Source organism: Caulobacter sp. FWC2 (assembly GCF_002742625.1).
Taxonomy (GTDB): domain Bacteria; phylum Pseudomonadota; class Alphaproteobacteria; order Caulobacterales; family Caulobacteraceae; genus Caulobacter.
Window position 1 is genome coordinate 1,842,933 of the sequence record NZ_PEBF01000001.1, and the last position, 21,805, is coordinate 1,864,737.

Below are 21,805 nucleotides of genomic sequence, written 5' to 3' on the forward strand. Positions count from 1 at the left end.
GCTCTCCATCAACCGGCCCTCACGAGCCTTGTACTCGAATACTGTGCCTGCCCCTATGCGACGATTCAGGCCTCAATAGGGTTTAAAGTCCGGTTCGCAGGGGTTGACCAAGCCGGTTTCCCCCATCAAATCCGCAGCTGCTTCGAAGCGCCGGTTGCGGCGTTACGGAGCAGGGACATATTGTCCGCCCCCATCGTCCTGCCGCAACACACGCGGCGCCATCCTCACGGCAATTTGCAAGTCATGGTCCAGTCTCACTTCAAGGGCGTCATTCCGGCCCTCGTCACGCCGTTCCGGGACGGTGAGGTGGATGAAAAAGCGTTCGTGTCGCTGGTCGAGCGCCAGATCGCCGGCGGCGTGCACGGCCTGGTGCCGGTCGGCACGACGGGCGAGACCTCGACCCTGTCGCACGACGAGCACAAGCGCGTCGTCGAGCTGTGCGTGAAGACCGCGGCCGGCCGCGTACCGGTCATCGCCGGCGCGGGCAGCAATTCGACCGACGAGGCCATCGAGCTGGCCCGCCACGCCAAGACCGTCGGCGCCGACGCGGCCCTGGTGGTGACGCCGTACTACAATCGCCCGAGCCAAGAGGGCATGTATCAGCACTACAAGGCGATCAACGACGCCGTGGAGCTGCCGATCTTCGTCTACAACGTGCCGGGCCGCACCGGCGTCGATATCTCCAACGAGACCCTGGCGCGCCTGGCCAAGCTGCCCAACATCGTCGGCGTCAAGGACGCCACCGGCGACCTGACCCGGATCAGCATGCAGCGCCTGCTGTGCGGTCCGGAGTGGGTGCTGCTGACCGGCGACGACCCGTCGGCCCTGGGCTACATGGCCCATGGCGGCCACGGCGTGATCTCGGTCACGGCCAATGTCGCGCCCGATGCCTGCGCCGCCTTCATGAACGCCTGCATGCAAGGCGAATGGGAAACCGGCCTCTATTGGCAGGACCGCCTGGTGCGCCTGCACAAGGCCCTGTTCCTGGATTCCTCGCCGGCCCCGACCAAGTTCGCCCTGGCCCAGCTGGGCCTCTGCGCCGAGGACGTTCGCCTGCCGATCGTCGCCTGCGCCGAAGCCGTGCGTCCGACGATCCTGGAGGCCATGCGCGAGGCCGGTCTGCAGGAATGACCAAGCCGATCGCGGAGAACCGGCGCGCCCGGTACGACTACTTCATAGAAGAGGTCTTCGAGGCCGGCATCATGCTGACCGGCACCGAGGTCAAGAGCTTGCGCGTCGGCCGGGCCAATATCGCCGAGTCCTACGCCTCTGTCGAAGGGCGCGAGATCAAGCTGATCAACGCGGACATCCCGCCCTACGGCCACGCCAACCGCTTCAACCATGAGCCGCGCCGGCACCGGAAGCTGCTGCTGCATCGCAAGCAGATCGACAAGCTGATCGGAGCCGTGCAGCGCGACGGCCGGACGATGATCCCGCTGAAGCTCTATTGGAACGACAAGGGCCTGGCCAAGCTGGAGATCGGCCTGGCGAAGGGCAAGAAGAACCACGACAAGCGCGAGACCGAAGCGGCCCGCGACTGGGCGCGTGACAAGGCCCGCCTGATGAAGGGCAACCGGGACGACTAGGCGTCCCCACGAGCGAGCGTCTAGTGCAGGCCCATCGCGGCGAAGCCGATGGCGAGGCCCAGGGCGAAGGCGCCCCCGCTGACGATCAGAAAAATCCGGACCTCGGTCCGCAGTTGGTGTCGCGTCGTTTGGGCCATGAGCTGGCTCCAGCAAGCCGCGCCGCCAAGGCGCGGCAAATCAGTGTCTGATGAAATGGTAGCCCTAACAGCGGCGTCGCTTTGTTAAGGATTGTAAAAACCGCGCTCTAAGCGGCCTCGGGAAGCTCATACACCCGCGATGGCACGCCGCGTTCGAACAAGGCGCCGCACATATCGAGCGCACGCTTGTAGGCGGTTTCGCGGTTGTCGAAGAGGCCGGCGGGGCGGCCATTCTCCGAGACGACCCATCCGTCGGTTTCGGGGGCGATCTCGATGCGGGCGGCGTCGGGCATGACGACGAGCTCCCTGTATGCGACACGCGCCTCTCGTTGGGCGCGAGAACGCTCTTAACGCGAGCTGCTTCGAGTTCATTGTCAAGGAATGTAAACAGTGGGCGGACGGTCCCGCCTTGCCTGAAGCTTAGCCGTTCTCCAGCGCCAGCAGGGCGAAGGTCGCCAGCCAGTGCTCACCCATATAGTCCCCGGCGATGTGCGGTATGGCCGCGGCCAGGTGGTTGAGCGCGGCATTGATGGCCAGCGGCTTGGCCGGATCCTCTTCGGGCATGGCCGCCGCGAGCAGCCGCCAGCACCAGGCGCGCGACAGGTTCAGGCCGTCCAGGTGGGCGATCTTGCCGTCGCTGCGGTCGCTGACCCGGGCCGGCGAGAACAGGGTCGTGGGCTGTTTCTGGGCGAGGTCGGGCAGGAAGCGCGGGAACCAGGTGTCGAAGCTCTCGCGCGGCAGCAGGCGGCGCATGGCCTCGGCCTCGATCAGGGCGGGCGACAGGAAGTCGTCGCCCGAGGGCTCCCAAGCCTGGCACGCGGCGTCTTGGCCGTACCAGAGGATGGCGCGGTTCTGCAGCAGGTCGAAGAAGCCCTGGTTGTCGGTCATCACCGCGTACTCGGTGGCCAGGACCAGCGCGAAAGCTGTGTTGAAGTGCGTTCCGGTGCGGACCGGGTAGTCGGCGATGGGCAGGAAGCTCTCGAACCGCTGGCGGAAGGCGGCGGCCAGGGGCGTGTGCGTGGCGGCCCAGGGGCGATCCTTGTGGCGCAGCAGTTCGGCCTGCAGCATCAGGCTCCAGGCCCAGCCGTAAGGACGCTCGAAGCCGCGGCTTTCGGGGCGGGCCAGATAGGCGGTCTCGACCTCGACCTTCTCGGACGTGAAGGCGTCGTCGAACAGGGCGATGATGGTCTCGGCCTCGGGCATCTCCGGGCGCAGGCGCAGCAGCGTCGCCAGCAGCCAGTAGCCGTGCACGCACGAGTGCCAGTCGAAACTGCCGTAGAAGATCGGGTGCAGATCGCGCGGCGAGCGGACATCGCCGGCGTCCGCCATCACGTGGTCCAGCTTGTTCGGATACTCGCGGGTCAGGTGGCCCAGGGCGATCTTGGCGAAGCGCGAGGCGGTGGAGCGGGCGAGGCTCATTTATGCCAATTCTCAAGCATGGAAGGCCAGGGCGTTCATCAGGACCACATTGACGATCAGCATCAGGATCGCGGTCGGCGCCTGGGCGCGGATCACGGCGTAGCGGTCCTTCAACTGCAGCAGCGCGGCTGGCACAAGGTTGAAATTGGCGGCCAGCGGCGTCAGCAACGTGCCGCAGAAGCCCGACAGCATCCCGATGGCGCAGACCACGGCCGGATCGCCGCCGAAACGGCCGATGACCAGGGGCAGGGCGATGCCGCCCGTCATCACCGGAAAGGCTGCGAAGGCGTTGCCCATCATCACGGTGAACACGGCCATGCCCAGGCAATAGGCGGCGATGGCGGCGAAGCGGCTGTCGACGGGGGTGATCATCACCGCCAGCTCGCCGATCGTCTTGCCGACCCCGGCCAGGGCGAAGACCGCGCCGAGAGCAGCCAGCATCTGCGGGAGCAGGGCGGCCCAGCCGACCAGGTCCATCAGTCGCCGGCCCTCCTGCAGAGGCGCGGAGGCCGGCTGGCGGAACATCACCTGGGCCAGGATCGCCGCGACCACGGCGGCCAGGGCCAGCGAGACCAGGGTCGCCTGCTTGGGATCGACCAGCGGCGCGCCGTGCAGGGTCAGGCGTTTGAAGGCCAGGGTTCCGACGAGAACCAGGACCGGGATGACCAGGGCGGGGATGAACAGACGCGCGCCATAGGTCGCCGCCAGGCCCTCGCGTTCGGCGGGCGAGGTCGTCCTGGGCGCGCCGACGCCGAGTTGGCCGGTCCCGGCGATCAGGGCCAGGGCCAGCGCCAGGAAGCCGTTGCCCAGGTCGCCGAAGTGATCGCCGAACAGGAAGCTCAGCGCGAACAGGCCCCAGAAGGCGGCGTTGCCGAAGCGTTTGCGGTTCTCGCGGTCGAGGGCGCTCAGCACCGCGAAGGCGCCGAACATCAGGCCGGCCAGCAGATAGACAAGCGGCAGGCCGATCATCGCCCGGCCTCCGGCTTGGCAAGTTTGCGGTCGAACAGCAGCAGCCGGGCGCCATGGACGAAGAAGGCGGCGATGGCCGACGGGATGGCCCACATGGAGAGGTGCAGGGGCTCGACCGTGATGCCGCTCTGATCCAGGAAGCCGACGATCAGAAGGATCGAGCCGATGGCCAGGAAGATGTCCTCGCCGAAGAACAGGCCGACATTGTCGGTGGCCGCGCTCATGGCTTTGACGTCCTCGCGCCGCTGATCGGAAAGCGGTTCCGACGCCGCCTCCGCCATAGGGGCGAGCAGCGGGCGAACGGTCTGGGCCTGGCCGGCGATCGACACCAGGCCAAGGGCGGCGCTCAACTGGCGCAGGATCAGGTAGACCAGCAGGATCCGCCCGGCGCTGGCGGCGCGGATCGAGCGGATCGTGGCGCGGGCCTTCTCCTGCAGGCCGGCCCGCTCCAGCAGGCCGATGGCGGGCAGCACCAGCCAGGCGACGGTGACATAGCGGTTGGTGTTGAACGCCTTGCCGAAGGCGGCCAGCACCTCGAGCGGCGGCAGACCGGCCGCCAGCCCCGAGGTCAGGGCGGCGGCGATGACGACCAGCAGCGGATTGAAGCGCAGGGCGAAGCCCAGCACGATCACCGCCACGCCCAGCAGCGTCAGCATTTCGTCTCGATTCCCCCGCGTTCGCGGGGACGGTCCGACGCCGGCGTGCGATTGGCAAGCGATGAGGCCTGCAAAGCGCCTCTTGACGCTGGAACGCCCCGGCGCGACGCTAACTCAACAACGATAACTTACGGGAGGCTACCCATGGCCGATGGCGCTCTGCCGATTTCATCCTTGAAGGGCAAGGTCAGCGAAGCCGAATGGCAGGCGCGCGTCGATCTGGCCGCCCTCTATCGTCTCGTGGCCCTGCATGGCTGGGACGACATGATCTTCACCCACATCTCGGCGCGCGTTCCGGGGCCCGAGCATCACTTCCTGATCAATCCCTACGGCATGTTCTTCGGCGAGATGACCGCCTCGTGCCTGGTCAAGGTCGACCTGGACGGCAATGTCGTCGACAAGACGCCGTACTTCATCAATCCGGCGGGCTTCACGATCCACTCGGCCATCCACGCCGCGCGCGAGGACGCCCATTTCGTGATGCACCTGCACAGCGACCAGGGCGTCGCCGTCTCGGCCCACGCCGAAGGCCTGCTGCCGCTGAGCCAGCACGCACTAATCGTCTTGCCTCAACTCGCCTATCACGACTATGAAGGCATTGCTCTCAACTTGGACGAGCGGGAACGGCTGGTGGCCGACCTAGGCGAGACCAAGAGGCTGATGATGCTGCGCAACCACGGCACGCTGTCGGTGGGCGGCACCGCGGCCGAGTGCTGGTTGGGGATGTTCTTCCTGGAGCGGGCGTGCGCGCAGCAGGTGATGGCTCTGTCGATCGGACGCGACAACGTCCTCTTGGCGCCCGAGGCGGCCCAGGCGGAGGTCCGCAAGCAGACCGGCATGGGCATGGGCATGATCGGCGGTCTGGCCTGGCCGGGCTGCCTGCGAAAGCTGGACCGCGAGCTGCCGGGCTACGCGGACTAGGCGCCTATTCCGTCGTCACGAGAGCCGTCGCGATCCCGGTGATCGCGGCGGCTTTTTCGTGTCTGGCGACCAACGCCGCTCGGGCCGGAGCCTGGCCGATGGCGCCCGGCCGCACCCAGGTGATCGCCAAGTACGAAAGGTCGGACGCCAAGCAAGGTTACGATCCGGCTACAGTCCTGGTCGACATCGACCCGCGCCGCGACGAGAGCCTGTCGGTGTTCGTCGAGCACGGCCTGACGCCGCGCCTGACCCTGCAGGCCAAGGCTGGCGTCACGCGGGGCCATGACCGTTGGGCGGACTATTCCGGGCGCGGACCGATCGAGCTGGGCGTGCGCTGGGCGGCCTATCGCGACGACCGCTCGTCCCTGGCCGTCTATGTCGGCGCGGGCGAGGCGGGGGGCGGCCGCAACGCCGGCTATGCCGCGCCGGGGCAGGGGAGCCTGGACCTGGAGGCGCGCGTGCTTTACGGCCGCTCGGCCTTGTGGAAGGGGCGCGAGGTGTTCATCGACCTCGAGGCCGCGCGGCTGAAGCGCCAGGGCCTTGCCGACGAAACGCGCATCGACGCCACCCTTGGGGTCAGGCCCGCCAAGAAGTGGCTGATCCTGGCCCAGACCTATGCCGGCCAGGCCGACCGCAGCCCTGTCCGCTCGCGCTGGGTAAAGAGCGAGTTGTCCATCGTCCGGGCGTTCGGAGCCTGGAGCGTGCAGGCCGGCTGGCGCGATACGCCCATGGGACGAGAGACCACCCGAGATCGCGGCTACGTCCTCGGTCTGTGGCGGAACTTATAGCTTGTTTCAGGATTGCAACATTCGGTCATCCGGCTGTCACTGGACGCCGCTTTAGGCTGCGGTCATATCTTCGCCGAATTCCGCCGACTCCTCCCGGCGTGCTGGAGCCGTTTTCTTGATCCGTAGGCACTTCTTCCTCGTGGTGGCCCTGGTCGCCGTTGTCCTGATGCTGGTCGTCGGGGGGCTGAAGCTGGCCTTCGGCAAACAGGACGCCAGCAAGGCTGGCGGCGGCGGTCGTGCGACCAACGTCTCGCAGATGGTGGTCGGCGAGCGTCCGTTCACCGATCGCATCGAGGTGCTGGGCGCGGCCAAGGGACGGCAGTCGGTGACGATCACCTCCAACACGCCCGAGCTGATCACCGCCGTGCACTTCACGGACGGCGAGACGGTGCGCAAGGGCCAGGTGCTGGTCGAGCTGAAGGCTGACCAGGAAGACGCCGGGATCTCGGAAGCCAAGGCGCGCCTGGCCCAGGCCGAGCGCGACTACGCCCGGTGGAAGACCTTGGCCGACAAAGGCATCGCCCCGCGCGCCACGGCCGAGCAGTATCTGTCGGCCCTGGACGTCGCCAAGGCCTCGGTCGGCACGGCGCAGGCCCAGAAGCTGGACCGCGTGCTGCGCGCGCCGTTCTCGGGTCGCGTCGGCATTTCGGACGTCGCGCCGGGCATGCTGATCGCCGCCGGCACCCCGATCGTCAGCCTGGACGACGCCTCGATCATCCGCGTCGATTTCTCGGTGCCGGACCGCTATCTGCAGACCATCCGCATCGGCCTTCCGATCGCCGCGCGCCCCGACGCCCTGCCGGGCGAGACCTTCCAGGGCAAGATCGCCCAGATCGACACCCGCATCGATCCTGCCACCCGCGCCATCAAGGCCCGCGCCGAATTCCCGAACGCCGGCGGCCGCCTGAAGCCGGGCATGCTGGTCAAGGTCTCCATCGACCAAGGCGAGCGCACCGGCGTCGCCGTGCCGGAAGCGGCGGTTCAGTTCGAAGGCACCCAGGCCTCGGTCTACCGCATCGCCAAGGGTCCGAAGGGCATGGTCGCCCGCCGCACCGATGTCGACACCGGCATCAGCGAAGGCGGCTTCGTCGAGATCCGCGCCGGGCTGAAGAAGGGCGACAGGATCGTCGCCGATGGCCTCAACCGCATCCAGGACGGCGCCCCGATCGGCGGCGGCAAGGGCAAGCCCGGCGACAAAAAGGGCGACAAGGCCGGCGAAAAGGGCGGCGCTGACCGCAAGGCCGGCTGATGCTGTCCGACCTTTCCGTCCGTCGCCCCGTCTTCGCCGCCGTCGCGGCGATCATCCTCTGCGTCATCGGCCTGGCGGCCTATACCTCGCTGCCGATCCGTGAGCTGCCCAGTGTCGATCCGCCCGTGGTGTCGGTCTCGACCACCTATCGCGGCGCCTCGGCCGAAGTCATCGAAGAGCGCATCACCCAGGTGATCGAGCGCCAGGTGGCCGGCATCCAGGGCATCGATCGCGTGAACTCCAGCAGCCGTGACGGCCGCTCGCAGATCACCATCACCTTCAATCTCGACCGCGACCTCGACGCGGCCGCCAACGACGTGCGCGACGCCGTCAGCCGGGTGACGGCTAACCTGCCCGACCAGGCCGACCCGCCGCAGATCGCCAAGGCCAACGCCGACGCCTCGCCGATCATCATCCTGAACCTGACCTCGACCACGCTGGATCCGCTGCAGCTGGCGGACTACGCCGACCGCTATCTGGTCGAGCGGATGTCGACCATCGACGGCGTGGCCCAGGCCAACCTGTTCGGGGCCAAGATCTACGCCATGCGGATCTGGCTGGACGCCAGCCAGATGGCCGCCCGCGGCGTCTCGGTCGACGACGTCGAGAACGCCCTGAACGCCCAGAACCTGGAACTGCCGGCCGGCTCGCTGGAGAGCATGTCCAAGGACTTCACGATCCGCGTGGCCCGCAGCTACGCCAAGCCCGAGGACTTCGCGCGCCTGCCGCTGCGGCCGGCCGACGCCTCCGGCTTCGTGCTGCGCCTGGGCGACGTGGCCCGCATCGAGGAAGGCGCCGACGAGCGCCGGCGCCTGTTCCGAGGCAATGGCATCGACCAGGTCGGCATCGGCCTGACCCGTCAGTCGCAGGCCAATGACGTCGCGATTTCCGAGGCCGTCCGCAAGGAAGTCGCCACGATCAACGAGAGCCTGCCGCCCGGCACCAAGATGGTCGTGGCCGTGGACAACTCGGTGTTCACCGCCGAAGCCATCCACGAGGTCTGGATCACCATGGCCATGTCGATCGGCCTGGTCGTGCTGGTCAACCTGATCTTCCTGGGCAGCTGGCGGTCGGCGATGATCCCCTCGATCGTCGCGCCGATCTGCATCCTGTCGACCTTCATCGTGTTGGCCCCGTTGGGCTTCTCGCTGAACCTGCTGACCCTGCTGGCCCTGGTGCTGGCCGTCGGCCTGGTCGTCGACGACGCCATCGTCGTGGTCGAGAACATCCAGCGACGCGTGGACGAGGGCGAGCCCGCCCTGGTCGCCGCCGAGCGCGGCACCCGCCAGGTGTTCTTCGCCGTCGTGGCGACCACCATCGTGCTGATCTCGGTGTTTGCGCCGCTGATGTTCCTGCCCGGCTATATCGGTCGCCTGTTCGTCGAGCTGGCCGTGGCTATCGCCGCCGCCGTCGGCTTCTCGGCCCTGCTGGCCCTGACTCTGTCGCCGATGATGGCGTCCAAGCTGCTGCGGCCCGCGCATGGCGAAGGCTGGCTGGCCAAGCGCGTCGACCGGGCCATGGACGCCCTGAAGAACTCGTACCGCGCCTCGCTGGAAAGCATCCTGGGCGGCTGGTCGGCGGCCATCGCCGGCGTGATGGTCGTCGTGCTGGCGGCCTTCGCGGGGCTGCTGTTCGTCAGCCTGCCGAAGGAGCTGGTGCCGCCGGAAGACCGCGGCCGGGTCGACGTATCCATCAGCGGCCCCGAAGGCGCCGGCTACGACTACACCCTGGGCATCGGCCTGAAGGTCGAGAAGATCGTCGACCGCTACCGCCAGGAAGGCGTCGCCGAGCGCATCCTGCTGACGATCCCGCGTTTCGGCGGCAACTCGTTCAACAGCGGCAACAGCGTCGTCGTGATGAAGCCGTGGGGCGAGCGCAAGAAGACCGCCGACCAGGTCGCGGCCGAGCTCAACAAGGACCTCTCGAAGATCACCAGCGTGCGGGCCATCGCCAGCGTGCGCGGGCCGTTCCAGCGCGGCGGCGGTGGTGGCGGGGGCGGCGGCACCAATGTCGACCTGATCGCCGTCGGCAACGACTACGTCCAGCTGGCCGAGTGGCTGAAGCCGATCCTGGTCGACGCCCAGGGCAATCCGGGCTTCGCGCGTCCGCGCCTCGACTACGAGCCGACCTCGCCGCGCCTGTCGGTGCAGATCGACCAGGACAAGGCCGCCACGCTGGGCGTCTCCGCTCAGTCGATCGGCCGGGCGCTGGAGACCATGTTCGGCTCGCGCAAGGCCACGACCTACATCAAGAACGGCCAGGAATACGACGTCATCCTGCAGACCAACCTGGACCAGCGCCGCAGCGTCGCGGACCTGAACCAGCTGCAGGTGCGCACCAGTTCCGGCGCGTTGGTGCCGTTGGCCACGGTGGTGACCACGCAGTTGCGCGGCGACACCCCCGATCGTCCGCGCGTCGATCGCCTGCGCTCCGTCACCCTGACCATGCAACTGAACCCCGGCTATACGGTCGAGGACGCCGTGCGCTTCCTCAAGGACGAGGCCGACCAGCGCCCGACGCCCGGGATCAGCATCAAGTGGGGCGGCCAGGCCAAGGACTATCTGGAAGGCTCGGGCGGCATCGCCGTCGCCTTCGGCCTGGCCCTGCTGCTGGTGTTCCTGGTGCTGGCGGCGCAGTTCGAAAGCTGGATCCACCCGGCCGTGATCATGCTGACCGTGCCGCTGGCGGCGCTGGGCGGCCTGTTCGGCCTGTTGGTGATGGGCTCGACCATCAACACCTACAGCCAGATCGGCCTGATCATCCTGATCGGCATCGCCACCAAGAACGGCATCCTGATCGTGGAGTTCGCCAACCAGCTGCGCGACGAGGGCCTGACCGTGCGCGAGGCGGTGATCGAGGCGGCGGCCCTGCGCCTGCGTCCGATCATCATGACCTCGATCTCGGCGGCCATGGGCGCTCTGCCGCTGATGCTGTGGGCCGGCGCCGGCGCGGGAAGCCGCAAGACCATCGGGTCGGTGATCTTCACCGGCTCGATCTTCGCGACCCTGCTGACGCTGTTCATCGTTCCGGTGTTCTATGACCTCCTGGCGCGCTTCACGAAGTCGCCGGAGTGGACGGCCCGGCAGATCGAAGAGTATGAAGCCCGGGAAAAGAGCGGTGAGGGGCAAACCTCACCGGTGTAGACGGGTGAGGAAGCATGGCTGACGGCTCTCTGACGGCCAGGCGGCAGGAAATCGCTCTGCTGCGCCGTCTCGAGGAACGGATTCTCTGGTTGGCGGCGTGGACGATCCACAACGCCAACCATATCCGTGAAAGCCGCGACGGCCTGAAGGTCGGCGGCCACCAAGCGTCCAGCGCCTCGTGCGCCACGATCATGACCGCCCTCTACATGAAGGCGCTGCGGCCGCAGGACCGCGTCGCGGTCAAGCCGCACGCCAGTCCGATCTTCCACGCCATCCAGCACCTGTTCGGCCGCCAGAGCCTTGAGAACCTTCAGCGCTTTCGGGCGCTGGGCGGGGCCCAGTCCTACCCCTCGCGCACCAAGGACGTGGACGACGTCGACTTCTCCACCGGCTCGGTGGGCCTGGGCGTGGCCATGACCGCCTTCGCCTCGCTGGCCCAGGACTATCTGGCGGCGCGCGGCTCGGTGAAGCCGGAGAAGATGGGCCGGATGATCTCGCTGCTTGGCGACGCCGAGCTGGACGAGGGCAACATCTACGAGGCCCTGATCGAGGCCTGCAAGCACGACATCCGCAACACCTGGTGGATCGTCGACTACAATCGCCAGAGCCTGGACGCGACCACCCAGGACCGGATGTTCACCCGCTATGGCGAGATCTTCGAGGCCGCCGGCTGGGCGGTCGAGACGCTGAAATGGTCCAAGCGCCAGCGCGAAGCCTTCGCCAAGCCGGGCGGTGAGGCGCTGCACGACTGGATCGAGACCGCGCCCAACGACCTGTTCGCGGCGCTCAGCTACCAGGGCGGAGCGGCCTGGCGCGAACGCCTGAACGCCGATCTCGCCGACAGCCCCGAGACCCTGGCCCTGATCGCCGCGTACAAGGACGTCGATCTGGCCGAGCTGATGACCGAGCTGGGCGGCCACTGCCTGGAGACCTTGCTGGAGGCCTTCGAGAAGGCGGGGCAGGACGACCGTCCGCGCTTCTTCATCGCCTATACCGTCAAGGGCCTGCGCCTGCCGTTCCAGGGCCACAAGGACAACCATGCCGGCCTGATGACCCCGGCCCAGATCGCCGAGCTGCGGGCGCGCCTCGGTGTCGTGGAGGGCGAGGAGTGGGACGCGCTGTCGGGCCTGTCGGCCGCCGAGCGCACGGCGTTGAAGGGCCTCGTCGCCCGCGCTCCGTTCGCCGCCGAGGTCGAGCGCAACCACGTCGCCCCGACCATCCAGACCCCGACCGCCGACGAGCTGCTGGCGGCCGTAACGAGCGGCAAGACCGATGGGGAGCAATCGACTCAGGCCGCGTTCGGCAAGGTGATGTTCGAGATCGCCGCCCGCAAGGACGAGTTCGCCGGCCACGTGGTCACCACCTCGCCGGATGTGACCGTCTCGACCAACCTCGGCGGCTTCGTGAACCGTCGCGGCGTCTTCCAGCGCCGCGCCCACGAGGACGTCTTCAAGCGCCGCCGCATTCCTTCGGCCCAGGTCTGGTCCAAGGGCGAGACTGGCCAGCATGTCGAGTTGGGCATCGCCGAGAACAACCTGTTCATCGCCCTGGCGGCCCTGGGCCTGACCGGCCCGCTGTTCGGCGAGCGCCTGTTCCCGGTCGGCACGCTGTACGACCCCTTCATCGCCCGGGGCCTCGATGCCCTGAACTACGCCTGTTACCAGGACGCCCGCTTCCTGCTGGTCGCCACGCCGTCGGGCCTGACGCTGGCGCCGGAGGGCGGCGCCCACCAGTCGATCAATGCGCCGGTCATCGGCATGGCCCAGCCGGGGCTGGACACCTATGAGCCGGCCTTCGCCGACGAGACGGCGGTGCTGATGGCCCACGCTTTCGAGCGGATCCAGGCCAAGGACGGCTGCTCGACCTATCTGCGCCTGTCGACCCGCGCCATCGCCCAGCCCGAACGGACCGACGACGCCTGGCGCCAGGGCGTGGTCGATGGCGCCTACTGGCTGAAGCCTCCGGCGCCCGGCGCGAAGCTCGCCCTGGTCTATAGCGGCGCGCTTGCCCCCGAGGCCCTGGCGGCGTTCGAGGCGCTGGCCGAGGACATGCCCGAAGCCGGTCTGCTGGCCGTCACCTCGGCCGACGTGCTGCATCGCGACTGGACCGCCTCAGGCCGGGCGCGCTGGACGGGGGAGGGGCGGGGGACCTCGACCATCGGGACCCTGCTGGCGCCGCTGGACCGCGACGCGGGCTTGGTGACCCTGACCGACGGCGCGCCGCTGGCCCTGTCCTGGCTGGGCTCGGTGCGCGGCCAGCGCGTGAGGGCCCTGGGCCTGGAGGCCTTCGGCCAGTCGGGTGATCTCCCGGACCTCTACGGCAAGTACCGATTGGACGCCGAGGCGATCCTCGACGCCTGCGCCGATCTGCTCACCTAGAGCATCGCGCGGAAAAGTGGCCGCCGGTTTTCCACAAAAGCGATGCGAAAACAAAGGCTAGAGCAAGCCGTGCGATTCTCGCATCGCGCGGCTTGCGCTAGAAACGAGCGACCTAGAACCCGCCCACGATCGTCATCCCGCTCAGCAGCCCGTCCTTGAAGTGATAGGTCAGGGAGGCGCGGGTGTCGGTCCAGACGTGGCCATCGGGACTTTCGACCGAGTACTGGGCCTCGACCGCCAGGCTGTCCGGAGTCTCTTCGAGGATCCGGATCAGGTGAATGTTGGCCAGGATGGTCGCGAACATGCGGGCGAAGTGGCCGATGACGGCTTCCTTGCCGACGATCGCCTGCTCGGCGTTATCCAGGGTGTCCGGCCAGACCACGTCGTCGTGGAACAGCGGGCGCAGGCGCGCCAGGTCGTGGGCGTTGAAGGCCTCGAAGGCTTCGTCCAGCACCGCCTCAAGCGCGCGCGGCTTGGCGATGCGATCCTCGTCCGGCGTCATGGGCCTGGATCCGCGTTCCCCGGGGAAGCGATATCCATGCGCCAGATCAGGCCGTCGCGAAGCGTGTAACAATGCCGCACGCAGATGTCCGACCACAGCGCGCCGGAGCGGTTCCAGATCACCTGGTTGGCGTCGACCACGATGCGACCGTCGTCGGTGACGTAAACCTCGACCGGGGTGATCTCCACCCGGATCGAGGCGTCGTTATAGGTCCAGTAGTCGCGTATCTGCTCTGGCGTGGTCAGCCAGCCGCCGCGCGTCACGTCCGGCCACTCCAGTCGAGGCGCGACAAGGGCGCGGAACGCCTCGAAGTCGCGTCGTCCGTTGGCGTCGTAGAGGCGCTGGATCAACGCCTCCACTTCTGGAGAGGCCGGGCGCATCCCTACGGCGCGGGCTTGTAGCCCGTCTCGACCTTCAGATACGCGATCAGGTCGATACGGTCCTTGGGATCGTGAATGCCCGCGAAGGTCATCTTGGTGCCCGGCAGGAAGCCGCGCGGGTCGGTCAGCCACTTGTCCAGGTGCTCGGCGTCCCAGGTAAAGCCGGCGTTCTGAAGCGCCTGCGAGTAGGCATAGCCCGGCTTCGAGCCGGCCTTGCGGCCGAATACGCCGTAGAGGTTGGGGCCGGTCAGGTCCGGACCGCCTTCGGTGGCGGTGTGGCACGAGCGGCAGAAGGCGAACTTGCTCTGGCCGTTCGACAGATCGCCGGTGTTGTAGGGCGCGGGGAGGGCGGCCAGGGCCGCGGCCTTGGCGGCGTCGGTTGGCGGAGCGGCGGCGGCAGGAGCATCAGCCGGAGCCGAGGCCGGCGCCTCGCCGGAACCGCCGCCGTCCTTCGAGCAGGCCGAGACGACGCAGAGAGCCGCGATGGCGGCCAGTTTCACGATACGCATGATGATCCCCGACTGACGTTTCGCCGCAGGTCCTGCGACGGCGCGACGCATTCCAAACCCTTATAAAATCAGGGTCGCAGCCCTGTCACGGAACAATGTTCCTTAAGGCTAGCTTGAGCAGGCCCCTGCGACAATCGTTGGTATCTACGTGATTCTTTTCGCAAAAAGTGAAATCGCAAACCGTGGGTCTGCACATAAACGTTTGACGCGCGTTAACCATAAAATCTACCAATTTCCTCACGGAGCGGGCTGGCTCCGGGCTGGGCTGGGAACACGATCATGGACTGGAGCGAAGAGCGCACCGCGACGCTGAAGAAGCTTTGGCTGGAGGGCCTCAGCGCCAGCCAGGTAGCGCGCCACCTGGGCGGCGTCAGCCGCAGCGCGGTGATCGGCAAGGTGCATCGCCTCGGCATCACCGTCCGCGAAATCCCCGTCCGTCAACGGGCCGGTGGGGTCCGCGCCCCGTCGCGGATCGCGGTCCGCCAGCGTCCGGTTCGCGAGACCACGGCCGCGCCCCACGTCGCCCCGCGCTACGAGCGCACCGAGGAAGACCTGCTGCCGACCTCAAGCATCCTGGAACTGGGGGCCCACTCTTGCCGCTGGCCGATCGGCAATCCGGAAGGCGACGATTTCGGCTTCTGCGGCCGTCCGAAGATGACCATGCGCGGCGCCTACTGCGAGCAGCACACCGCCGGCGCCTTCCGCCGCCTGGGCAATGGCCAGGCCGTTGAGGCCTGGGCTCTCAAGGGCCTCAAGGAACGCGTCCAGCCAAGCCAGGTCTAAGCCCGGCTTCGCCTGCTTCCTCCAACCGATTTTCCTTCTCCCTCGATATCCCCGAGCAGAACCCCATGAACATGGTCCTCATCGAGAACACCGCCGGCAGCAGCCAGGTCATCACCATCATCGAGGAGTTCGCCGGCCACTCGGTGTCGCGCGATCTGAACCCCGGCGACCACGCCAGCATCCCGGTCACCCAGTTCAAGTCGATCACCGTGCGCGAGACCTATCCCGACGATTGGTTGAGCCGCGGCCTGAGCCGAAATCGTGCCGCAGCGGCCTGAAGTTCCCGTTCAGATTGAAAGAGATGACCCCGCGAAGCCTTTCGCGGGGTTTTTCGTTTCTCCACAGGCTCCGTAGATTGCATGGCTGTTAACCGTGTGAGACACAGAGCGCCGTTTTGTGGGGGCGGAAAGCGACGATGTACCAGGGGGATGAGCGCGCCGACGTGGTCCAGGACCATGCGCTGCCGCTGCCGAGTTACCTGAGCTATCTACTCTATCAGACCGAACAGCATCGCCGCGCCATGGCGACCGATCTCCTGGCCCGGCACGGCCTGACGTTCGCCAAGTGGGTGGCGATGATCTCGCTGCGCCGGTTCGGCAATCTCTCCATGACCCGGCTGGCCAAGCTGGCGGCCACCGACCGCACGACCCTGACACGGTCCATCGACGGCCTGATCACCGACGGCCTGGTGGCGCGCCAGGCCTCGCCCGCCGACCGCCGGATCGTGGTCATCTGCCTGACCGACACCGGGCGCGCGCTGCTGGAAGCGATCCGCGCCGAAATCCGTCCACTGAACCGCGACATCTGCTCCAATCTGACCACGGAAGAACAGGCGGCCATGACCCGCTACCTGCAGAAGATGCTGTCGGGCCTGATCGTCGAGCCGGACTGGAAGCAGGACGTGATCGCGTTCTCGGCCCCGGCCCCGCCGGAGACGGTTTAGGATACGGCAACCTCGCCCTTCGACAGGCTCAGGGTGAGGTTTACCACCTGGGCCGCAAAAGTATCCTCATCCTGAGCTTGTCGAAGGACGAGGACGGTCCCTCAGTCGTCGAACTTCACCCGTCCGCGCCCGGATTTCACCGTCCCGCGCTTGGCCTTGCCGTCCAGCCGCTTGAGCTTGCTGGAATAGGTCGGCTTGGTCGGCCTGCGAGGCTTGGGCTTTTCGGTCGCGCGGCGGATCAGGTCGACGAGGCGCTCCTGGGCGTCCTGGCGGTTCATCTCCTGCGAGCGCGAGCCCTGCGAGAACAGGATCAGCACCCCGTCCTGGGTGAGGCGGCTGCCGGCCAGGGTCTCCAGCCGCGCCTTGACGTCTTCGGGCAGGGCCGGGGAGTTCCGAACGTCGAACCGCAGCTCGATCGCCGTCGAGGTCTTGTTGACGTGCTGGCCGCCGGGGCCGGAGGCGCGGGTGGCCTTCCAGACCAGTTCGTCCTCGTCGATCCGCAGCCAGGACGTGATCTCGATCATTTCGGGACCACACGCTTGGCCTTGACCACCAACTGATCCAAGGCCTGCAGGAACCGCGAGCGGTCGGCGTTGGCGAAGGCGGCGGGACCCTTGGTGACCTCGCCCATCGAGCGCAGGTGCTCGCCGATCGAGCGCGAGGCCAGGGCCACGCCGATCGTGTCATGGGTAAACACTCGCCCGTTCGGCGCGACGGCCGCGCCGCCGGCCTTCAGCACGCGATCCGCCAAGGGGATGTCGTTGGTCACCACCACGTCGCCCGGGCCGCAGCGCTCGGCGATCCAGTCGTCGGCGACGTCCGGACCGGCGTCGACCACGATCTGCTCGATGACCGGCGTCAGCGGCACGCGAATCCAGCTGTTGGACACCACGAAGGTCTTGAAGCCGTGGCGAGCGGCGACCTTGTAGGCCTCGTCCTTCACGGGGCAGGCGTCGGCGTCGATGAAGAGGATGGCGGTCATCGCGCGGGGCCTGAAGAGAAGAAAGACCTGAGGAAACTGGTGCCGGCGGAGAGGATCGAACTCCCGACCTTCGGTTTACAAAACCGCTGCACTACCGCTGTGCTACGCCGGCATGGGCCTGTGACCCGAGGTGAGGGCTTATGCCGTCTGCGAGGGCGGACGGCAAGGGCGCGCTAAAGATCGAACCGCACCCCCTGGGCCAGCGGCAGGGCGCCGGAGTAGTTCACCGTCGCCGTCTGCCGGCGCATGTACTGCTTCCAGCTGTCCGAGCCGCTCTCGCGACCACCGCCGGTCTCCTTCTCGCCGCCGAACGCGCCGCCGATCTCGGCGCCGGACGGACCGATATTGACGTTGGCGATGCCGCAGTCGCTGCCGGCGGCCGACAGGAAGCCCTCGGCCTCGCGGACGTCGTTGGTCATGACGCAGGACGACAGCCCCTGGGGGACGTCGTTCTGGATCGCGATGGCTTCGTCGAAATCCCCATAGGGCACGACGTGCAGCAGCGGGGCGAAGGTCTCGCGCTGCATGCAGGCGGTCGCGGCCGGCAGGCGCGCCAGGGCCGGGCGGACATAGTAGGCGTCCGGGTGCTCATCGATCAGCAGGCGCTCGCCGCCGGCGATGGTCCCGCCCTCGGCGCGGACCTGGTTCATGGCTTCGACGAAGGCGTCATAGGCGGCCTTGTCGATCAGCGGGCCGAGCAGCGTCGCAGGCTGGCGCGGATCGCCGACCGGCAGGCGCTGGAAGGCGGTCTCGACCGCGTCGGCGACCTTGTCGACCAGGCTCTCGTGGACGATCAGGCGACGCAGGGACGTGCAGCGCTGGCCCGCCGTGCCCGCCGCCGAGAAGACGATGGCGCGCAGGGCCAGCGACAGGTCGGCCGAAGGCGTGACGATCATGGCGTTGTTGCCGCCCAGCTCCAGGATCGAGCGGCCGAACCGCTCGGCCACCATCGGGGCCACGGCGCGGCCCATGCGGGTCGAGCCGGTGGCGCTGACCAGGGCGATGCGCGGGTCGCGGGCCAGGCGCTCGCCGGCGTCGCGGCCGCCCTGGATGACGGCGCAGAGACCGTCGGGGGCGTCCTCGAACCGGGCCAGGGCGCGCTGCAGGATGGCGTGGGTGGCGAGCGCGGTCAGCGGCGTCTTCTCGGACGGTTTCCAGATCACCGGATCGCCGCAGACCAGGGCCAGGCAGGCGTTCCACGCCCAGACGGCGACCGGGAAGTTGAAGGCGCTGATCACCGCCACCGGACCCAGCGGATGCCAGGTCTCGCGCATGGCGTGGCCGGGACGCTCCGAAGCGATGGTTAGGCCGTGCAGCTGGCGCGACAGGCCCACGGCGAAGTCGCAGATGTCGATCATCTCCTGGACCTCGCCGGCCGCCTCTGAGGCGATCTTGCCGGCTTCCAGGGTGACCAGGGCGGCAAGGTCCGCCTTGGCGGCGCGCAGTTCCTCACCGAACAGCCGGACCAGCTCGCCGCGACGCGGGGCGGGGACGACGCGCCAGGCGGCGAAGGCGCGGCAGGCCGCCGAGACCTTGGCCCCGATCTCGCGGGCGTCGTCGAAGGTGACCTGGGTCAGGACCTGGCCGTCGATCGGGCTGCGCGCCGCGTGACCGGCGTCGGCGGGCAGGGCTGGCACGCCGAGCCTGGCCAGCAGTTCGCGGGCATGGGCGGCGGGAGTCGGAAAAGACTGGGTCATGGCCTGAGCACACGCCGGGGCCGAACCTGGGTCAACCCCTCGACATTGCGAGTCTCGCCGCCAGCGTTTAGGGACGGGCCAGGCAGGAGAAGCACCATGGCGCAGGGCAAACTCATCGACGGCAAGGCCTTCGCGGCGGATCTGCGGGCGAAGATCGCCGTAGAGGTCGCGCAGCTGAAGGCCCAGCACGGGCTGACGCCAGGTCTGGCCGTGGTGCTGGTTGGCGAAGATCCCGCCAGCCAGGTCTATGTCCGCAACAAGGGCGAGCAGACCGAGGCCGCCGGCATGTATTCCGAGACCCACCGCCTGCCGGCCAACACCTCGCAGGACGACCTGCTGGCCGTGGTCGCCAGGCTCAACGCCGATCCGAAGATTCACGGCGTGCTGGTCCAGTTCCCGGTGCCGGCCCACATCAGCCAGATGGACGTCGTGGCGGCCCTGTCGCCGGACAAGGACGTCGACGGCCTGACCGTGACCAATGCCGGCCGCCTGGCCAGCGGCCTGCCGGCCCTGGCGCCCTGCACGCCGACCGGCTGCATGATGCTGCTGAAGGACGTGATCGGGGATCTCTCGGGCAAGACCGCCGTGGTCATCGGCCGCTCGAACCTGATGGGCAAGCCGATGGCCCAACTGCTGCTGGCCGCCGACTGCACCGTGACCATCGCCCACTCGCGCTCCAAGGACCTGCCGTCGATCGTTCGCCAGGCCGACATCGTCGTCGCCGCCGTCGGCCGGGCCGAGATGGTCAAGGCCGATTGGGTTAAGCCGGGCGCGGTGGTGATCGACGTCGGCATCAGCCGCTTCCCGGCCCGCGATCCTGAAACCGCCGCGGCCGGCAAGACCCGGCTCGTCGGCGACGTCGCCTTCGACGAGGTTCGTGAGGTCGCCGGCGCGATCACGCCGGTCCCCGGGGGCGTTGGGCCCATGACCATCGCGTGCCTGCTGGCCAACACCGTGACCGCGGCGAAGCGCCTGTCGGGGATCGCCTGATGCGGGTGGCGTTGGTCGCCGCCGCCCTGATCCTGTCGGCTTGCGGGGCCAAGACACCGCCGCCGCCGACACCAGAGCAGGCCCTGGCCTTGCGCCCGGCCGACGCGCGCCTGTCGGGCCTGTACGAGACCTCCTGCCACGCCTGCCACGCCATCCCGGGCACGGGCGCGCCTCTGGTCCACGACCGCGCCGCCTGGGACCCGCGCTGGAAGCAGGGCGAGGCGATGCTGCTGGACCACGCCATTCAGGGCTACAACGCCATGCCGGCGACCGGTCAGTGCGCGACTTGCACCCCGGCCGATTTCCAGGCCCTCATACGATTCATGGCGGGGCGCGAAGACTCCGCGAAATAGAGGCGGGGAAGCCATGATCTCCAGGCGCGGAGCCCTGATCGCGGGCGGGACGGGCGCGGCGGTAGTCGCAGGCGGCGGTGTCGCCGCCTATAAGGTCGCCACCGGAGACAAGCCGGAACCGCCGTCGCCGCCCTCGGTCGACGCCCAGGGCAAGCTGCTGTGGCGCAACTGGTCCGGCGTCCAGCACGCCTATCCCGCCGCCCGCCTGGCGCCCAAGGACGAGGACGAGCTGGCCACCGCGCTGAAGGTCGCCCAGGCCCCGATCCGCCCCGTCGGCGCGGGACACTCCTTTACCGCCCTGGCGCCCACCAACGGCACGCTGATCTCGCTGGATGCGATCTCCGGGATCGTCGGCTGGGAAGGTGACGAGGCGATCGTCCGCACCGGCACGCGGCTGGGCGCCCTGGGTCCCATGCTGGCCGAGAAGGGCCGGGCGCTGCCCAACCTGCCGGACATCAACAAGCAGTCGCTGGGCGGCGCGCTGGGCACGGCCACTCATGGCACGGGCGCCAGGATCCAGGCCATGCACGGCAGCGTCACGGGCCTGCGGCTGGTCACGCCCTCGGGCAAGGTCATCGACGCCGACGCGACCAAGAACCCCGAGGTGTTCCAGGCCGCGCGCGTCTCGCTGGGCGCGCTGGGCGTCATCACCCAGGTTCGGATCAAGACCAGCGCCAACCGGCGCCTGCGCCGCCGCGTCTGGCTGGAGCCGTTCGAGGAGGCCCTCGCCAAGGCCGACGAACGCTGGGCCCAGCACCGCAACTTCGAGTTCTACGCCGTGCCGTTCACGGGATTGGCGGCCAATATCAGCCACGACGAGACCGACGATCCGGCCGAACCGCGCGGCCCGGACCAGGACACCGAGTTCCTGCAGGCGCTGCGGGGACTACGCAACCTGCTGGGGTTCGCCACGCCGCTACGCAAGGCCGCCGCCCACGCGCTGCTATCGACGGCCAAGCCGGAGACGGCGGTCGACGAGGGCTGGAAGCTGCTGTCGACCGAGCGCCCCGTGCGCTTCAACGAGATGGAGTTCCACCTTCCCGTTGAGAACCAATTGAAGGCGCTGGAGGAGGTGGTTGGCGCCATCGAGAAGGAGCGCCCGGACGTCTTCTTTCCGATCGAGGTGCGCCGCATCGCGCCGGATGACGCCTGGCTGTCGCCGTTCCAGGGCGGGCCGCGCGGCTCGGTGGCGGTGCACGCCTATTACCGCGACGACTTCACGTTCCTGTACACCTTGATCGAGCCGATCTTCCGCCGCTACGACGGCCGCCCGCACTGGGGCAAGCTGCACACGCTGAACGGCGGCCAGCTGGAGGCGATCTATCCGCGCTGGAAGGATTTCCTGGCGGTCCGGCAGGAATTGGATCCGGACGGCCGTATGCTCAATCCCTACCTGAAGGGCCTGTTCGGCCTTTGAGCG

At 68.2% G+C, this 21,805-nt stretch carries 24 protein-coding genes and 1 tRNA gene; 13 read left to right on the top strand and 12 right to left on the bottom strand.

Features of this window, described 5'->3' with window-relative positions:
- The first annotated feature begins 243 nt into the window (after positions 1-243).
- Together dapA and smpB are read left to right on the top strand one after the other, a co-directional pair.
- Positions 244-1,131 carry a 4-hydroxy-tetrahydrodipicolinate synthase gene (gene dapA / locus CSW62_RS08970; RefSeq protein ID WP_099576979.1) on the top strand — a complete coding sequence of 296 codons (888 nt, stop codon included), beginning with the start codon at positions 244-246 and terminating at the stop codon, positions 1,129-1,131.
- Complete coding sequence (gene smpB, locus CSW62_RS08975) at positions 1,128-1,586, top strand: SsrA-binding protein SmpB (RefSeq protein ID WP_099576981.1); 459 nt, start codon at positions 1,128-1,130, stop codon at positions 1,584-1,586. The genes dapA and smpB overlap by 4 nt, the downstream gene beginning before the upstream one ends.
- Before the next feature lie 20 nt (positions 1,587-1,606).
- Here smpB and CSW62_RS08980 read toward each other — a convergent pair whose 3' ends face one another.
- The 5 genes from CSW62_RS08980 to CSW62_RS09000 all read right to left on the bottom strand — a co-directional run bounded on the left by CSW62_RS08980 (position 1,607) and on the right by CSW62_RS09000 (position 4,767).
- Positions 1,607-1,723, bottom strand: coding sequence for a hypothetical protein (locus CSW62_RS08980; RefSeq protein WP_099576983.1), 117 nt, complete (start codon positions 1,721-1,723; stop codon positions 1,607-1,609).
- Positions 1,724-1,830: 107 nt separating this feature from the next.
- Complete coding sequence (locus CSW62_RS08985; RefSeq protein WP_099576986.1) at positions 1,831-2,016, bottom strand: hypothetical protein; 186 nt, start codon at positions 2,014-2,016, stop codon at positions 1,831-1,833.
- A gap of 127 nt (positions 2,017-2,143) precedes the next feature.
- Positions 2,144-3,142, bottom strand: a complete 999-nt coding sequence (locus CSW62_RS08990) for a DUF2891 domain-containing protein (RefSeq protein ID WP_099576988.1) — start codon at positions 3,140-3,142, stop codon at positions 2,144-2,146.
- A gap of 12 nt (positions 3,143-3,154) precedes the next feature.
- Positions 3,155-4,111, bottom strand: coding sequence for a DUF979 domain-containing protein (locus CSW62_RS08995; RefSeq protein WP_099576990.1), 957 nt, complete (start codon positions 4,109-4,111; stop codon positions 3,155-3,157).
- Entirely contained in the window at positions 4,108-4,767 is a 660-nt protein-coding gene (locus CSW62_RS09000) for a DUF969 domain-containing protein (protein ID WP_099576992.1), read from the bottom strand. The genes CSW62_RS08995 and CSW62_RS09000 overlap by 4 nt, the downstream gene beginning before the upstream one ends.
- A gap of 144 nt (positions 4,768-4,911) precedes the next feature.
- Here CSW62_RS09000 and CSW62_RS09005 point away from each other — a divergent pair, with 144 nt between their 5' ends.
- The 5 genes from CSW62_RS09005 to CSW62_RS09025 all read left to right on the top strand — a co-directional run bounded on the left by CSW62_RS09005 (position 4,912) and on the right by CSW62_RS09025 (position 13,246).
- On the top strand, positions 4,912-5,688 hold the full coding sequence (locus tag CSW62_RS09005; RefSeq protein WP_099576994.1) for a class II aldolase/adducin family protein: 777 nt from the start codon (positions 4,912-4,914) through the stop codon (positions 5,686-5,688).
- Positions 5,689-5,786: 98 nt separating this feature from the next.
- Entirely contained in the window at positions 5,787-6,476 is a 690-nt protein-coding gene (locus tag CSW62_RS09010) for a hypothetical protein (RefSeq protein ID WP_233206640.1), read from the top strand.
- A 115-nt stretch (positions 6,477-6,591) separates the two neighbouring features.
- Positions 6,592-7,725, top strand: a complete 1,134-nt coding sequence (locus CSW62_RS09015; RefSeq protein WP_143324362.1) for an efflux RND transporter periplasmic adaptor subunit — start codon at positions 6,592-6,594, stop codon at positions 7,723-7,725.
- Positions 7,725-10,868 carry an efflux RND transporter permease subunit gene (locus CSW62_RS09020; RefSeq protein ID WP_099576998.1) on the top strand — a complete coding sequence of 1,048 codons (3,144 nt, stop codon included), beginning with the start codon at positions 7,725-7,727 and terminating at the stop codon, positions 10,866-10,868. Before CSW62_RS09015 ends, CSW62_RS09020 begins: the two co-directional genes overlap by 1 nt.
- A 14-nt stretch (positions 10,869-10,882) precedes the next feature.
- The gene (locus CSW62_RS09025; RefSeq protein WP_099577000.1) at positions 10,883-13,246 is read left to right on the top strand and encodes a transketolase; all 2,364 of its coding nucleotides are present in this window, start codon (positions 10,883-10,885) and stop codon (positions 13,244-13,246) included.
- Positions 13,247-13,358: 112 nt separating this feature from the next.
- Here CSW62_RS09025 and CSW62_RS09030 read toward each other — a convergent pair whose 3' ends face one another.
- The 3 genes from CSW62_RS09030 to CSW62_RS09040 are packed head-to-tail and all read right to left on the bottom strand — an operon-like array spanning position 13,359 to position 14,637.
- Positions 13,359-13,748, bottom strand: coding sequence for a nuclear transport factor 2 family protein (locus tag CSW62_RS09030; RefSeq protein ID WP_099577002.1), 390 nt, complete (start codon positions 13,746-13,748; stop codon positions 13,359-13,361).
- A complete protein-coding gene (locus CSW62_RS09035) occupies positions 13,745-14,098 on the bottom strand; it encodes a nuclear transport factor 2 family protein (RefSeq protein ID WP_158235412.1) in 354 nt (117 codons plus the stop codon). Before CSW62_RS09035 ends, CSW62_RS09030 begins: the two co-directional genes overlap by 4 nt.
- A 32-nt stretch (positions 14,099-14,130) precedes the next feature.
- On the bottom strand, positions 14,131-14,637 hold the full coding sequence (locus CSW62_RS09040) for a cytochrome c family protein (protein ID WP_099577006.1): 507 nt from the start codon (positions 14,635-14,637) through the stop codon (positions 14,131-14,133).
- A gap of 279 nt (positions 14,638-14,916) precedes the next feature.
- Between CSW62_RS09040 and CSW62_RS09045 the strand changes: the two genes are divergently transcribed.
- The 3 genes from CSW62_RS09045 to CSW62_RS09055 all read left to right on the top strand — a co-directional run bounded on the left by CSW62_RS09045 (position 14,917) and on the right by CSW62_RS09055 (position 16,363).
- Positions 14,917-15,420 (top strand): GcrA family cell cycle regulator, encoded by a 504-nt coding sequence (locus tag CSW62_RS09045; protein WP_099577009.1) that lies wholly within the window; start codon positions 14,917-14,919, stop codon positions 15,418-15,420.
- Positions 15,421-15,485: 65 nt separating this feature from the next.
- Positions 15,486-15,698: a hypothetical protein gene (locus tag CSW62_RS09050; RefSeq protein WP_099577011.1), complete on the top strand. Its 213-nt coding sequence runs from the start codon at positions 15,486-15,488 to the stop codon at positions 15,696-15,698.
- 137 nt (positions 15,699-15,835) lie between these two features.
- Positions 15,836-16,363 (top strand): MarR family winged helix-turn-helix transcriptional regulator, encoded by a 528-nt coding sequence (locus CSW62_RS09055; protein ID WP_099577013.1) that lies wholly within the window; start codon positions 15,836-15,838, stop codon positions 16,361-16,363.
- Positions 16,364-16,464: 101 nt separating this feature from the next.
- Here CSW62_RS09055 and arfB read toward each other — a convergent pair whose 3' ends face one another.
- The 4 genes from arfB to CSW62_RS09075 all read right to left on the bottom strand — a co-directional run bounded on the left by arfB (position 16,465) and on the right by CSW62_RS09075 (position 19,042).
- Positions 16,465-16,887 carry an alternative ribosome rescue aminoacyl-tRNA hydrolase ArfB gene (arfB, locus tag CSW62_RS09060; RefSeq protein ID WP_099577015.1) on the bottom strand — a complete coding sequence of 141 codons (423 nt, stop codon included), beginning with the start codon at positions 16,885-16,887 and terminating at the stop codon, positions 16,465-16,467.
- Positions 16,884-17,345, bottom strand: coding sequence for a YaiI/YqxD family protein (locus CSW62_RS09065; RefSeq protein ID WP_099577017.1), 462 nt, complete (start codon positions 17,343-17,345; stop codon positions 16,884-16,886). Before CSW62_RS09065 ends, arfB begins: the two co-directional genes overlap by 4 nt.
- 37 nt (positions 17,346-17,382) lie before the next feature.
- A tRNA-Thr gene (locus tag CSW62_RS09070) sits at positions 17,383-17,457 on the bottom strand.
- A 61-nt stretch (positions 17,458-17,518) separates the two neighbouring features.
- Positions 17,519-19,042 (bottom strand): aldehyde dehydrogenase family protein, encoded by a 1,524-nt coding sequence (locus CSW62_RS09075; RefSeq protein WP_099577019.1) that lies wholly within the window; start codon positions 19,040-19,042, stop codon positions 17,519-17,521.
- A gap of 96 nt (positions 19,043-19,138) precedes the next feature.
- Between CSW62_RS09075 and folD the strand changes: the two genes are divergently transcribed.
- Genes folD through CSW62_RS09090 form a run of 3 tightly spaced genes read left to right on the top strand, consistent with a single transcriptional unit; the run spans position 19,139 to position 21,802 of the window.
- Entirely contained in the window at positions 19,139-20,032 is an 894-nt protein-coding gene (gene folD, locus CSW62_RS09080) for a bifunctional methylenetetrahydrofolate dehydrogenase/methenyltetrahydrofolate cyclohydrolase FolD (protein ID WP_099577021.1), read from the top strand.
- On the top strand, positions 20,032-20,385 hold the full coding sequence (locus CSW62_RS09085; protein ID WP_099577024.1) for a cytochrome c5 family protein: 354 nt from the start codon (positions 20,032-20,034) through the stop codon (positions 20,383-20,385). Before folD ends, CSW62_RS09085 begins: the two co-directional genes overlap by 1 nt.
- Positions 20,386-20,398: 13 nt before the next feature.
- Positions 20,399-21,802, top strand: coding sequence for a D-arabinono-1,4-lactone oxidase (locus CSW62_RS09090; protein ID WP_099577026.1), 1,404 nt, complete (start codon positions 20,399-20,401; stop codon positions 21,800-21,802).
- Positions 21,803-21,805 lie beyond the last annotated feature (3 nt).